This window comes from Phenylobacterium koreense (genome assembly GCF_040545335.1).
In the GTDB taxonomy this organism is placed as follows: domain Bacteria; phylum Pseudomonadota; class Alphaproteobacteria; order Caulobacterales; family Caulobacteraceae; genus Phenylobacterium; species Phenylobacterium koreense.
In genome coordinates this window covers 21,982-34,349 of the sequence record NZ_JBEPLU010000002.1, presented here as the reverse complement: position 1 = coordinate 34,349, position 12,368 = coordinate 21,982, and the positions used below count along the sequence as shown (strand labels likewise).

Annotated in this window: 18 protein-coding genes; 11 read left to right on the top strand and 7 right to left on the bottom strand. The window is 66.6% G+C overall.

Features of this window, described 5'->3' with window-relative positions; all coding sequences use genetic code 11:
• Window positions 1-58 precede the first annotated feature (58 nt).
• The 7 genes from ABID41_RS11895 to ABID41_RS11865 are packed head-to-tail and all read right to left on the bottom strand — an operon-like array spanning window position 59 to window position 6,677.
• Window positions 59-436: a hypothetical protein gene (locus ABID41_RS11895; protein ID WP_354297767.1), complete on the bottom strand. Its 378-nt coding sequence runs from the start codon at window positions 434-436 to the stop codon at window positions 59-61.
• Window positions 433-1,095, bottom strand: a complete 663-nt coding sequence (locus ABID41_RS11890; RefSeq protein ID WP_354297766.1) for a hypothetical protein — start codon at window positions 1,093-1,095, stop codon at window positions 433-435. The genes ABID41_RS11895 and ABID41_RS11890 overlap by 4 nt, the downstream gene beginning before the upstream one ends.
• A 1-nt stretch (window position 1,096) precedes the next feature.
• A complete protein-coding gene (locus tag ABID41_RS11885; RefSeq protein WP_354297765.1) occupies window positions 1,097-1,720 on the bottom strand; it encodes a hypothetical protein in 624 nt (207 codons plus the stop codon).
• The gene (locus ABID41_RS11880) at window positions 1,717-2,670 is read right to left on the bottom strand and encodes a hypothetical protein (protein ID WP_354297764.1); all 954 of its coding nucleotides are present in this window, start codon (window positions 2,668-2,670) and stop codon (window positions 1,717-1,719) included. The genes ABID41_RS11885 and ABID41_RS11880 overlap by 4 nt, the downstream gene beginning before the upstream one ends.
• Entirely contained in the window at window positions 2,671-3,597 is a 927-nt protein-coding gene (locus ABID41_RS11875) for a hypothetical protein (RefSeq protein ID WP_354297763.1), read from the bottom strand.
• 3 nt (window positions 3,598-3,600) lie between these two features.
• Complete coding sequence (locus ABID41_RS11870; protein ID WP_354297762.1) at window positions 3,601-5,130, bottom strand: hypothetical protein; 1,530 nt, start codon at window positions 5,128-5,130, stop codon at window positions 3,601-3,603.
• Complete coding sequence (locus ABID41_RS11865) at window positions 5,127-6,677, bottom strand: hypothetical protein (RefSeq protein ID WP_354297761.1); 1,551 nt, start codon at window positions 6,675-6,677, stop codon at window positions 5,127-5,129. Before ABID41_RS11865 ends, ABID41_RS11870 begins: the two co-directional genes overlap by 4 nt.
• Between ABID41_RS11865 and ABID41_RS11860 the strand changes: the two genes are divergently transcribed.
• The 11 genes from ABID41_RS11860 to ABID41_RS11810 all read left to right on the top strand — a co-directional run bounded on the left by ABID41_RS11860 (window position 6,660) and on the right by ABID41_RS11810 (window position 12,342).
• Window positions 6,660-6,839: a hypothetical protein gene (locus ABID41_RS11860; RefSeq protein ID WP_354297760.1), complete on the top strand. Its 180-nt coding sequence runs from the start codon at window positions 6,660-6,662 to the stop codon at window positions 6,837-6,839. The two genes, ABID41_RS11865 and ABID41_RS11860, sit on opposite strands and share 18 nt — an antisense overlap.
• The gene (locus ABID41_RS11855; protein WP_354297759.1) at window positions 6,839-7,228 is read left to right on the top strand and encodes a hypothetical protein; all 390 of its coding nucleotides are present in this window, start codon (window positions 6,839-6,841) and stop codon (window positions 7,226-7,228) included. Before ABID41_RS11860 ends, ABID41_RS11855 begins: the two co-directional genes overlap by 1 nt.
• Window positions 7,229-7,396: 168 nt before the next feature.
• Window positions 7,397-7,534 (top strand): hypothetical protein, encoded by a 138-nt coding sequence (locus ABID41_RS11850; RefSeq protein ID WP_354297758.1) that lies wholly within the window; start codon window positions 7,397-7,399, stop codon window positions 7,532-7,534.
• Between the two features lie 212 nt (window positions 7,535-7,746).
• A complete protein-coding gene (locus ABID41_RS11845) occupies window positions 7,747-7,947 on the top strand; it encodes a KGG domain-containing protein (protein ID WP_354298071.1) in 201 nt (66 codons plus the stop codon).
• Window positions 7,947-8,231, top strand: a complete 285-nt coding sequence (locus tag ABID41_RS11840) for a hypothetical protein (RefSeq protein ID WP_354297757.1) — start codon at window positions 7,947-7,949, stop codon at window positions 8,229-8,231. The genes ABID41_RS11845 and ABID41_RS11840 overlap by 1 nt, the downstream gene beginning before the upstream one ends.
• Window positions 8,228-8,425 carry a hypothetical protein gene (locus ABID41_RS11835; protein ID WP_354297756.1) on the top strand — a complete coding sequence of 66 codons (198 nt, stop codon included), beginning with the start codon at window positions 8,228-8,230 and terminating at the stop codon, window positions 8,423-8,425. The genes ABID41_RS11840 and ABID41_RS11835 overlap by 4 nt, the downstream gene beginning before the upstream one ends.
• Window positions 8,422-8,964, top strand: coding sequence for a hypothetical protein (locus ABID41_RS11830; protein WP_354297755.1), 543 nt, complete (start codon window positions 8,422-8,424; stop codon window positions 8,962-8,964). Before ABID41_RS11835 ends, ABID41_RS11830 begins: the two co-directional genes overlap by 4 nt.
• Before the next feature lie 297 nt (window positions 8,965-9,261).
• Window positions 9,262-10,233 (top strand): PD-(D/E)XK nuclease-like domain-containing protein, encoded by a 972-nt coding sequence (locus ABID41_RS11825; RefSeq protein ID WP_354297754.1) that lies wholly within the window; start codon window positions 9,262-9,264, stop codon window positions 10,231-10,233.
• The gene (locus ABID41_RS11820; RefSeq protein WP_354297753.1) at window positions 10,230-11,240 is read left to right on the top strand and encodes a hypothetical protein; all 1,011 of its coding nucleotides are present in this window, start codon (window positions 10,230-10,232) and stop codon (window positions 11,238-11,240) included. Before ABID41_RS11825 ends, ABID41_RS11820 begins: the two co-directional genes overlap by 4 nt.
• Complete coding sequence (locus ABID41_RS11815; RefSeq protein ID WP_354297752.1) at window positions 11,237-11,899, top strand: NUMOD4 domain-containing protein; 663 nt, start codon at window positions 11,237-11,239, stop codon at window positions 11,897-11,899. The genes ABID41_RS11820 and ABID41_RS11815 overlap by 4 nt, the downstream gene beginning before the upstream one ends.
• Window positions 11,896-12,342: an HNH endonuclease signature motif containing protein gene (locus ABID41_RS11810; RefSeq protein ID WP_354297751.1), complete on the top strand. Its 447-nt coding sequence runs from the start codon at window positions 11,896-11,898 to the stop codon at window positions 12,340-12,342. The genes ABID41_RS11815 and ABID41_RS11810 overlap by 4 nt, the downstream gene beginning before the upstream one ends.
• The last annotated feature ends 26 nt before the right edge of the window (window positions 12,343-12,368 follow it).

Genomic DNA, 12,368 nt, shown 5'->3' with positions numbered 1-12,368 from the left:
TGCAAAGGGGGCGGCGCAGGCCTTGGCCTGGCGCGAGGTGGTAGGTTGTCGTGTGGTCTCAGACCGCGCCGATGCGGCTGCGGTTGAATAGGACGCCGAGGAACGCGACCCACATCAGAGGCCAGGGGGTGCGGCTGGCGCGCATCGCGGTCAGGAACAGGCAGTCGCCGTCGAACTTGGAGTAGCGCAGGTCCTCGCGCAGGAGGTCATGCACAGCCGCCGGCAGCAGCAGGCAGCGAGCCCAGCCCGGGGGCAGGATCCGCAGGAGCCAAGCCGAGAAGCTGATGTCGAAGACTGCGCCGTCGGGGACCTCGACCCACTGGGAGGAGCCGACGAAGCCGATATAGAAGCGGAAGCCTCCGTCGGCCCGGTAGGAACGGACGCCCTTACGCCTCGGATCGACCTCGGTGTATCGAGCCTCGGTGAAGCTGCTCACGGCCAGCCGATGTTGATGTTGATGGCGTCGAGCACTGTCGCGTTCGCGGCATTGCGGACCTGGGTCTTGAGCTGACCGCCGAAGAAAAGGATGGCGGCGTTGCGCGCCACCATGGCGGCCGTGGCGCCGAGCACCTGCAGCGCCGTGGTCTGGACGTTGAAGTTGTCCTCGGCCCGCATTGGCATGACCAACTCGCCCTGCCCCGAGAACACCGCAGCCAAGGCCTGGGATTGCAGCCCGAGCCAGTTGCGCTGATCGGGTTCGAACTTCATCTGCAGGGCCTTCTGGCCGGCGGGCGCTTCGTTGCCGGCGTCGTCGACCGCGACGATCTCGCCGAAGTCGTAGACGAGATCGAGCTGCTGGCGACGGTCGCGCTCGGCGTCGATGGCGATGAGCAGCGCGGCCTTGCGCTCCTCCAGCGGGATCGGCTCAAGCTGATAGCGCTCGACCACGACGCCGCCCTGGGTGATGAGGTAGGTTCCGAGCACGCGCTGGCCGGCCGGGACCGGTCCTGCGGGTTGGTACTCGACGACGCCAAGCGCGGCTTGCTCGGCGGGGATCATGGCCTCGATGGCCGCGGCCGCATAGACAAACTCGCCAATACGGACGGCGCCGGCGACCTTGGTGGGCACGCCATTGAGGAAGTATGCGAGGCCCATGTCAGAGCCTCATCTCGTAGAGCATACCGACACAATAGTCGGTCAGCGGGTTCCACGTTACATTGGCGCCGTCGACATAGTCGTCGCGGGCGAGAGCGTCGCCGAACGCCTGGGTGAACAGGTCGGGAGAATCAATACCTCGGCGGACAAAATCGCCAGATGGAACCGCAGTTGACTGTCCAGCCAGCCGGCTCTGGGCCATGGACACCACGCCAACGCAGTCGGTGTTTCGCGTGAACCCTGGGATCGTCAAGACCGGGTTGGCGATAGCATTGTCGTTGACGACAGAGCGGCGCGCGGCACGCGAAGCGCCGCGATATACTCCGATCATGGCCCCGCCGCCGAAAGGGTGCGCGATCGTTACGTCAAGGCTGGTGATGCGTCGATGGAAGACCGAGCTGTAGTAGCCGGCGCCGAAGGTGAAATTGTCGACGTTCCAGCCCGACGATATCGCCGAGAAGTAACCTGAGGTGTTCGTCACGCAAGAGACGAAGGCATAGTCACCGACCTGAGCGCCTGCCGCAGCCAGGTTGATCGTCGACGATGGACCGATCGCCTGAAAGAGGCTCCCGACATATTGGGCCGATCCGAGACTTCCGCCCATGAACATCGAGGGGCGCATCATGGCGCATCCATGTTTGCGGCGCAGCGGAAGCGCGGGTTCGTCGCGTCGTCGTCGATGCAGCGCATCGTGATCAGCGTCATCTTGTTCGCGCCAGAGCTGACGATTGGCACACCCTGGGCGCCGAACTCGTAGCAGGCGTGGAAGGCCAGCGTCCGGCCTCCGGTCGCGTCTTGCCAGACCTCGATGTCGTAGGTGACGCCGCGCTTGTAGTTGGTCGGCTTGTTGAGGGTTCGGTTGCCGCCGAGGGTGACCATGGCGCTCTGACGCTGGCTCATGTCCCACTGGATCGTGGCCTGATCGGTCAGGACCTGGGGAGCCATGCTGTCGGTGAGACCCTTGGAGGTGATGGCCTTGAGATCATCCAGCCCGGCCGCGATCTCAGCGGCGGTGGCCTTCCCCAGCGTGATCACGATGTCGGCCGCCAGGGTGCCGGCAGCGATCAGCGAGGCGCCGAAGTTGAAGGTGATCGATCGCGTAGCCGGAATGCCCCCGGACGCCGTCCTGAACACGTTCCAGCCGCTGTATGGGCCGCCGGTCGTGGTAGAGCTGACGATGGTCCCCTGCCCCACGCCAGTCGCTGGGGTGAAGGCCGTCAGCAACACGATCATCTGCTCGTCAGGATTGGATGTGCGCGCAAACCCGACCGTCATCCCGGCCATGAACGCCTTGTCCATCTGGTCGAGCGTGAAGTTGAGCGTGCCGCTGCCGGCCAGCGTCAGCGAGGACGAGGAGGTCGCGCTCGTAGCCGGGGCGTTCAGGATGTTCAGCGCTAGCGAGGCGACTTCCTGGGCCTTGGCGACGACCCATTGGGCGACAGCAACGACTTGCCCGAGCGCCGGCACGAACCGCGTGCGGTGGCCGCCGTTGCCAAGGCCAGTCGTCGGGTTTGAATCGTCCGAGACGGTCGAGCCGTCACCGCCGACTTCGGGCGGGAAGGTGGCGGAGGTCATCTAGAACAGCTCCCCGAGGTTGAAGGCGGCGGATCGGTGGATTGGATACGGATGCTGGACCGGGTTGAGCCGGCGCATCCGGCCCATGAACTGGCGCTGCATGGCGCGCTCGGTATCGGCGCCAGACCAGATGAACAGGACTTCGCCGGCGACACCGGCCTGGCGCATCATTTCGAAGGCCTTGCCGTAGGCTTCACGGTCCTCCAGCGGCGCGATCTCGATATCGACCACCCGCCGCCGCCGCTTGACGTCGAAGACCTCCGCGCCGCCCCAGGCTTCCTGTACGCCGGTTCCGTCATCAAGGCCGAACTGGGCGCCGACAAGGATGCCCGACGAAGGGCTCCAGCCGTTGGCGATGAAGAGGCGTCCGATCTGGACAAAGGAGTCGACGTTGAAGGGGTCGTCGATCTCGATCAGGGCGTAACGCTCGGCCCGTAGGTTGGGCGAGCGATGGATCAGCGTCGGATTGAGGCCCCGGCGCTCCTCTTCGGAGTATTGCCCGGTCCAGAAGTTGTCGCTCTCCCACTCAAGGTCGAGGCTGTCGTAGACGCTGGGCCAGGCCGCCAGCCATCCGCTGTCGTAGGTGGGCGACGCCACCGCTGCGTCGGCGCCGGCCGTCACCCTCCAGCGCCCGCCGATGCTGATGTTGTGGGCGACCAGAGCCAGCGCCCGCCAAATCCTTGCCCCACTGCCGAGGTCGATCACGAACCGCGTCGCCGATGTATCCAGCGACGTCGAACGCGCCACCCTCGCCTGCTTGCGGTTCTTCAGGTTGTTCAGCGGCAGGCCATCGGTCCATGACCCGCCGCTCAAGATGGCCGTGTCGGCCATGTTCCCCCAGGCGAAGAACGGCCGGCTGGTGATCTCGCTCGGGGTCGTGACGACGGGCCCGGCGTCTCCGCCGTTGAAGAGCAGGAGCAGGCTCAATGGTCACCCCCACATCTTCAGTCGGATCGAGTCGCGGCCGAGTTCGAGACGGCGCCCGAGGACGCGGAGATTGCGGCCACCAGAGAGCCCGAAGCGGCTATGGGTCAGCCGTCCGGTGCTCATGACCTGCATCGCATCCTGATCGAGCGCCTCGGCGTTGAGCGGGACTTCGCATAGGTCGCGGCGAACCTTGTGCAGCGCCAGGAGCCGGTTGGCCACCGCCTGAGCATCGACAGCCGAGGTCAGATAGGTGTCGACCACCAACTCGCCAGCCTGCCGGAACTGATGCTTGACGGTCTCGTCCTCCGCGGTGACCGACCGGAATTCCTCGGCCAGCGCGGCCCGGCGCTCGGTGGAGACGCTTCCGGCCAGGTCAGTCGTCTGGGTCTCCCAGTGCTTGCGATAGCGCACCGTGACCCGCCAGACCGGCACGCCATCGCGGTCCGCGACGCCATGCTCGAACCCGTTCATGACCTCGGCCTCGATGATATCGAAGTCGGGTGTGGCCGCAGGTTCCTTAAGCTGCTCGCACTGGAACACGCCCGCAGTGTCGAAGCCATGCCAGGCGCCCACTGAGCCGGCGACCATGTCGAAGGCCTCGCGGAACGTGGTCTGATCGCTGAGCCAGAGGCCTGCCACATAGGGCGCATCGGCGTTGAGTTCGGCGAAGACCTGATCGTCGAGGTCAGCATCGGTCAACGCGAGGTCGCCGCACATCCTCTGAAGGATGGGCGCGACCATCATCTCCTCGTCGGTCGACTTCTCGTCGACGTCGGCGGTGATGATCCCGTCAGGATCGTCGGACAGGCGGAATAAGCCTTCGGCCAGGCAGGTCACGAAGGTCGCGGATCCTGGCGTGAGCGACGCCGCTGTCATGAGCGCGCTCGTCGCATAGTCGGCGCCCGGAGTTAGCTCGACGCCGCGATCATAGACCTTCGGGATCGCTGCCACCGCCCGATCAGAGACCTGGAACGTCCGCTTTGATGAATTGGCAGGTCGCGGCGCTATGTTTAAGACTCGACCATAAACCCTCGGCTTCACTTGCCCTTTCAGGTCGTCGCTCGTGCCTTCCAGGCCTACAGGCCCGACGTTGGTTCCGGCATAGGTCGTCGTCAGGACCGGGACATCCATGATCGCGGACTTCTCGCGGATCGAGACCACCACCTTGTCGAGAGTGACGGTCACCGACGCGACGGTGCCGGCGAAGACGTCCTCGAAGTCCGTGGGATAGGCGCCGCCCTGCCCGCGTCTGATCCGCAGCGGCCGGCCGTCGAAGGAATAGGTTGCCCAGATATCGAAGTCGCCGTCGCCGTTGAGGATGACGATCTCGCCCACCTCAAGGGAGGACGCGCCCTCCGTCTTGCCATCCGAGAACGCGGACTGGCCGATATAGCCGGGGTCCGCGATCGCATTGTCGAAGGCCACATTCGGAGGGCTGTCGGTCGGGCCGCTCTGATACCCCTCGGTCGCGAAATAGAACTTCTGCTCGGTCCCGTCGCTGTCGATGGCCGCAGTCAACTCGATCAGGATCATGCCGCGCGCTGGGTCCGCGACTGCTTGGCAAGCTCGTCCTCCATGCGCTTGGACTGCTTGGCCTGCTCCTCAGCCATCGCGGCGCGTTGGGTCTTATCGGCCTGGAGCTCCGCGATGATCGCGTCCTGCTTTGCGATGAGCGTGCGGAGCAGCGCCTTCTCCTCCTCGTCCCCGCCGTGAACAGCATGGACGCCCATCTTCCCGCCGACGTTGGCGAGCGGAAGGATGCCCTCGGGCCCCGCCTCCCCGCCGATGCCGCTTTCGCCGAGGGTGATCGGGCGGTCCATGATCCCGCCGGCGGCATAAGGGGTGCGCCCTTCCGCCCTGCCGTAGTTCTCCCAGTGCCACTTGCCGAAGCCGGTGACGTCGGAGATCCCGAGGCTTTGCAGATAGTCCCGGCCCTTCGCGCTCCCTTGGTTGCGCAAGTATTCCGCGGCCACGTCGCTGTTGCGAGCGATGTACGAGGCCCAGCCCGGGCTCTGCGAGGAGCCGGCGCCGGCCGCGTTGTCGTTGGCCGCATCCTGCGCCGCCTTGGCAGCGGCGAGTTGCTGGACCGCCGCCTGATAGGCTGCCAGGGCGTCGCGCACCGAAAGCACCGATTGGTTCACCGTCAGGATGCCAGCGACCGAAGCGTTCAATGCCGTCAATTGGGCCTGGCCGACGTCGACCTGGCTGGCCGCATAGGCTTGGGTCGCGGAAACCGCCGCTCGGACACGCTCCAAGTCGTCGAAGTAAGCCTTTGATGACGCGTAATAATCCTTCGAGGCGTCAAGGTAGGCCTGCGACACGTCCTGCAGATCGCGGATGGCGTTCTCGTCGCCGCCAGCCGCGGCGGCAGACACCCGGTCGAACTCGGCGCGCGCAGCCCGATACTGCTCCTCAGGCGACAACATCGCAGCCGGGCCTGAGTACAGCGACTTCAGGAACTTCGACAGGCTGTCCGACCAAGCCTGGAAGCGGTCGATGTAGTCCTTCAACGCGCCGGCTTCGCGGTCGTAGGCCTCGCTCAGGGCCGAATGGGCGTCATCAACCAGGGTCTGCGCGGCGTCCACTTCCTTCTGGCGGGCCTCGGCGAGATCCTGGGCGGCCCAGACGGATTCCTGCAGGGCGCGGTTGGAGGCATCCATGGCGCGCAGCTCATCCTGGCGACGCGCAGCCAGGGCGCCGGCTGCATTGCCCTGCGCCTCCATCAACTGGATTTCGAGGTCGCGCTTCTGCGCAGCGACCTCCCGGACCGCGGCGAGTTGCTCCTCGGCGGCCTTCAGGGCCGCGGCATTGCGCTGTGCTTCCTTGGCCTTGTTGGACCCAAAGAAACTGGTGATCCCGCCGAGCACCGCACCGATGCCGGCGCCGACGACGGTCCCAATGCCTGGGATGAGGCTGCCAAGCGCAGCACCAGAGGCGGCGCCTGACCCGATGCCGCTGATGACCGATCCGGCCGTGCCGCCGATCATGTTGCCGACGCCGACAGCGACACCGCCGACGGCGCCAATCTTGGTCGCCAGGGACGCGTTGGACTGTAGGACCGCATGGAGCTGCGCCAGCACCCGGAAGAGGCCAGCGAAGGCGCCGAGCCAGTCGTGGTTGCGGATCGAGTAGTAGATGTCGTCTACGGCGTATCGGACATGCGCGACCTGATCGCGATGGAAGACAGCTCGCTCGCGATCTTGGCTGACGCTCTCGCCTCCCTCTCGTCGGGGGATCGGTGATGGCTGACTTCGATACGTCGGGCTACGTCTGGCAACCGCCTGGCGCGAAGTCGATCTACAAGGTCCGCTGGGAAGACCTATCGCCATTCGAGCAAGGCTACGTGCAGGCGCTGCTGCGGGGCGTCGATCTAGTCGGGCAATGGCTCGATACGGTCGATCCGTACCGCGCTCCCGGCTTCTCCGACCTCGCCCCCGAAGCCCTCGCGATGATCCTGCGGGATTGCGAGGCGCGCGCGCCCGCCTACGCCGCAAGCATGAGGTATCCACCGAGCGCAGGCCGCAGCTTCTGGCGGGTGCGTCAGCACGGCCACGTTCCGACCTTCCCACCCCTCCGCGTCTTCCTGAACGACGCCGGCAAGGTCTGTCTCGCCTCGTCGGGGGATCGGTGATGGTGGGCCAATACGCCTTCCACTCGCTCTCGGTTTGCGCCGGATGCGGCTGCACGGGCGATGACTTCGGATCGGTCAACGTCGAGGCCTTCGAGGTCACAGGCGAGCTGTACTGCGAAGACTGCGCCGAAGAAGCCATTGTCCGCGCCAGTTCTGAGGACCCCAGAGATGCGTGGTAGGCCCTCCCCCCTCGCCCGCGCCGCCTATGAAGGCGTCACGCTGATCATCATCGCGGCGGGACTTTACCAAGTCGTGCAGTTGCTGGCGCTCGGCTCCTCAGCCCTCGGCATCGGTGAGCTGCCATGACCGGCGCCTACTACACCGCCGGCTACGGCCACGTGCTCCACCATTCCGGCGCGAAGCTCACTGCGAGCATGGCGATGGAGTCGCTCAGCCGACACCTCGCCACCACCCTCAATCCCCTGGCCTCGCCGACCGAACTCGATGTCGCGAGGACGTGCGTCGAGCAGATCATTGCGGCGGCCAAGGTCTCTTTCACCGACAATCCGGAGGCTCCGATGGAGAGCACCAAGCAACGGCGCGGGTTCGCCTGCATGACGCCCGAACGTCGCCGCGAGATCGCGCGCAAGGGCGGCGGTTCCGTCCCGCCTGAAAAGCGCTCGTTCGCCAAGGACCGTGACCTCGCGGCTCGCGCCGGCGCCGACGGTGGCCGGTCCTCCCGCGGAGGCGGCCGCCGGGCTGCTGGGGGTGCGGGTTGATGGCTCGCCCCAATGCACCCCGCCTGGCCGTCGTCCAATCCACGGCCAACGCCAGCACTGTCTCTGAACGGGTCCGCCAACTCCAGGCCCAGGCGAAGGTTCTCGCCCGCGAGCACGTCGAGGAGCTGCTGGACGCCATGAAGCGCGTCGAGCGTCTGGCCGCGGAGATCGGCGAAGGCGGTGACGCCTACCCGGCCGGCATCCGCGATCTCGCCCGCCGTGTGGCCGAGGACGCCGAGGTCAAGGCGCAGGCGATCGAGGCGATCGGAGGCCGCGCGCAATGATGACGCCCCTCCAAGCGCTGGAAGCGATCGCCGCCCTACTGGAGCGCGGCATGGCCTCCGCCGATCCACTGGACCGGTACTCGGCCATGGTCGGTGCCCACACGCACGCGATCATCCAGGCATCAAGCCTGCGCAAGCGAGAGGCCTATGCCGAGCGCGTGGCCGCGGACATTCGTGGGGAGGCGGTGCATTGAGCCTCAACCACCAAGCAACGAGCGCCGTCGGCTTCATGGTCTGGTGTCCCGAACGCGGGATGCCGAGCTACGTGCACGACACCTTTGCTGCTGCGCTCGCCGAGGCGGAGCGCCTCAAGCGCGCGAACCGCGGCCATCGCTTCTTCGTCATGGCGCCTGTGACCAACGCCGGTTCAGTCGCCTACGCGTCAGCTGTGTCGATCGGCCTGACTGCGGGCCGCGAGGAAGCCCATGCGGACGTCGTTAACGCCGACGCCCGGGCCGACCGCGCCCGTGACGAGGCCCACGAGCTGCGCATCGCCCTCGATCGACTCCAGCCCTTCGCGGACAACGCCGAGGACTTCCAGGCCATCGTCGCGGACTGCCAGTGCTGGTTCGACGGCTTCGCTGGAGCTCAGTCTGGCCGCGAGAGCTACGAGCGCTCGCACCTCCCCAGCCGCGACAAGCTCACCGCCCTGAACGCCGCATTCCAAGCCGTGCTGCGCGCGCGGCCGGTGCGCACGGGACGCGACGAGTTCGACGACCACATCCCCTTTTAGGAGCCGCCATGAACGCCCACGCCAAAGCCATTGAGCCGACGAGGCCGAGGCGGCGCGCAAGGCCGAAGCCGACCGGATCGCCGCTGAGAAGGCCGCTGCCGACCGCGAGGCGGAGGCTAAGCGCAAGGCCGACGAGAAACGCGCCGCTGACCGCGAGCACCGCGGCAAGGTCATGGCCGCCGCCAAGCAGGCGATCATGGGCCACGGCGTGGGCGAAACTGCCGCCAGGGCCATCGTTCTCGCCATCGCCGCCGGGGAAGTCCCGGCCGTCTCCATCCAGTTCTGAGGAGCGGGCCGATGGACGTGATCACCTGGGACGGCAAGCCCATCTCCAAGCCGGGCGTCTACCGCGGCGTCGGCATCGAGGCCTATCACGGCGCCGACCTCTGCGCTGGTCCGTCCATCAGCTCGTCAGGTCTGCGGACGATCTTCGCCGATAGCCCGATGGCCTATTGGATCTACAGCCCCCTGAACCCCAGCCGGATCGAGGAACCGGAGAAGGAGGCCTTCATCCTGGGTCGCGCGGCCCACCACCTCGTTCTCGGCGAAGAAGCATTCAGCCGGTATTTCGTGAAGCGCCCGGAGACGCTGAACGGCAAGGCCTGGAACGGCAACCGGACCGACTGCATCGAATGGCTGGAGATGATGGCCGATGCTGGCCTCACCGTCCTGACGCCCGGCCAGGTCGAGAGCATTCAAGGCATGGCGGGCGTGCTCCCCTGGCAGAAAGGACTTGAGGACAGCGGCCTAGCCAACACCGCCATGGTGCGGGCCGGCGCGCTCCAGGGCCTCATCGAACACACCATCATCGCGCGCGACGAGGAGACGGGCGTCTACCTCAAGTCTCGGCCCGACGTGATCCCGACCGACTCCCTGATCTTCAACGACTTCAAGACAACGCTGGACGTCTCCGACGATAAGATCCGCCGGACGCTCGAGGACCGTCGCTACGACATGCAGGCGGACCTCGCCTCGACCTGCCTGGAGCAGGCGGCGGGCACGCGGTTCGAGGCCTTCGGCTTCACCTTCGCAGCCAAGAAGCCGCCCCACGCCACCAACGTGATCGAACTCGACCCCGACGACCTGCAGGAGGCCGCGCAAGACAACCGCGTGGCTGTCCGCCTCTTCGCCCGCTGCCTGGAGACCGGCCGCTGGCCTGGACCTGCCGGCCGCCGCGGCGACGCCGTCACCATCCGGCGCTCCGAGTGGAGTCGCCTTCGCGCCTCAGACCATCGCGCCCGCCTTGAACAGGAGCTCGCCGCAGCATGAACGCCAACGTCCCCGCCCCTCGCCCGCCTATCGCCGCTGGCGGCCAGGTCGGCGCGCTCATTCCCCAGTCCATGGACGAGGCCTTCCGGGTCGCCAATGCCATCGCCCTGTCTGGCTTGGCGCCGAAGGGCGTGGAAAAGCCGGAACAGGTGCTGGTCGCCATCATGGCGGGCGCCGAGCTCGGCTTCGCGCCCTTCCAATCCATCCAGTCCTTCGCCGTGATCAATGGCAAGCCCAACATCTGGGGCGACGCGCTGCCGGCGCTGCTGTGGTCGCGCGGCTTCAAGATCAAGGAGCGGTTCGACAACGACGACGAACCCACCAAGGCCTTCTGCCGGATCACCCGCCCCGACGGTGAGGAGATCGAGCGCACGTTCTCTGTGGCAGACGCCAAGAAGGCCGGCCTGCTGGGGAAGCAAGGGCCCTGGCAGCAGTACCAGAAGCGCATGCTGCAGATGCGGGCCCGAGCCTTCGCTGCGCGCGACGGCGCCGCCGACGTGCTCCGCGGCATGCAGGTTGCTGAAGAGGTTCAGGACTACGGCCACGTCCGCGAGGTGCGCGCCGCGCCGGTCGGGACGGGCATGCTCGCCAAGTTGGAGGCCAGAAGCGCGGCCTCGACGGGCTTTGATCCTGACCACGTCGCGCGGGAAACCGGCGCAGCCCAGGCCGACCACGATCCCAGCACCGGCGAAGTAATCGACGCCGAGGTTGAGGAGACGACGGCGCAAGTCGGCGAAGACGACTTCCCGGGTGACCGGCAGACCGACCAGGCCGCCACGCAGCCCCACTCGGGCGATAAGACCATCTCTGAGCGCATCGACGACTTCAAAGGCCGGCTGGCCGCAGCGCCCAACACGACCAAGGCCAAGGCGATCTGGAGCGCCGCCGAGAGGCTGCGCGCCGACGTCGACGCCAAGGATCCGGAGCGACTGCCGGAAATGGAGAACGCCTTCAACGCTCGCTACGCCGAGCTTGAGGACGCCGAGCGGGAGGCGAGCGGACAATGACCCCGCACCCCGAACAATGGCGGCCGGTAGTCGGCCAAGAGGGCAAGTATGAGGTCAGCGACCTCGGCCGTGTCCGCAGCTTGGATCGCGTGATCATCAGATCCGATGGACGCTCCTACCGGGCAACGGGGCGGCTCCTGAAGCTGCAAACTCGCGATGCTCGCTATTTCTCCGTCACCATCGGAGGGCGGTCTATTCGGGTGCACGAGTTGGTTGCCGCCGCCTTCCTGGGCCCGCGACCCGCTGGGAAACAGGTCCTGCATAGTGACGACGACGGCCATCACAACTACCTCGACAATCTTAGGTATGGGGCGGCCAGCGAGAACCGCAGTGACGCTTGCCTGAATGCGGTCGCGGAAGATTGCCTTGTCCGCAAAGACGGCCGTCTCCGTCCGAGCGACGTGGCCGCGATTAAAGCGCTCCTACCGGAGATGGGCTCCCGGGCTCTCGCTCGAGCTTGGGGCGTGAGCAGGGGCGCCATCGACGGCATCAGGAGAGGGAGAAACTGGCGGGCTATCGCCGCTCTGGACGTCCATTTCGTGCCAGCGCAGCTCGACCTTCTGAGGCGAGAGCTCGTCTACGGGCCAATCCCGCCGGATGACCCCGACCAGTTTTGGAACGCCAACCGCGAGCTCACTCGCCGGCTGGAATCCGCATGATGCGCGCTCCCATCGCCCAAAAGCTGGCCGAGCTGCGCGAGAAGATCGGCCGCATCCCGGCGCACAAGACGCCGGTGAAGAAGTTCACCAAGGCCGAGCGCAAGGCGGTGTTCGACGCCTACGACGGCCTCTGCGCGGGCTGCGACGAGCCTCTGCTGAAGGGCTGGGAAGTCGACCACATCAAGGAGCGAGCAGACGGCGGCACGCATGATCCGTCCAACCTTCAGCCCTTGTGCGGACCCGAGCAGAACGGATGCCACCAGGGCAAAACCTCGGCCTTCAACCGCGGCAAGGCCAAGCCGAACCGCATCGCCAAGCGCGAACTGAACGGCCCCAAGCCCTCGACCTTCCGCCCCGGCCGCAAACTCCAGTCCCCCGGCTTTCGAACCGACATCCGCAAGACCATGAGCGGCGAGATCGTCCGCAGAAAGGCGAGCGCCTGATGCCCTTCTACAAACGCGGCGGCACC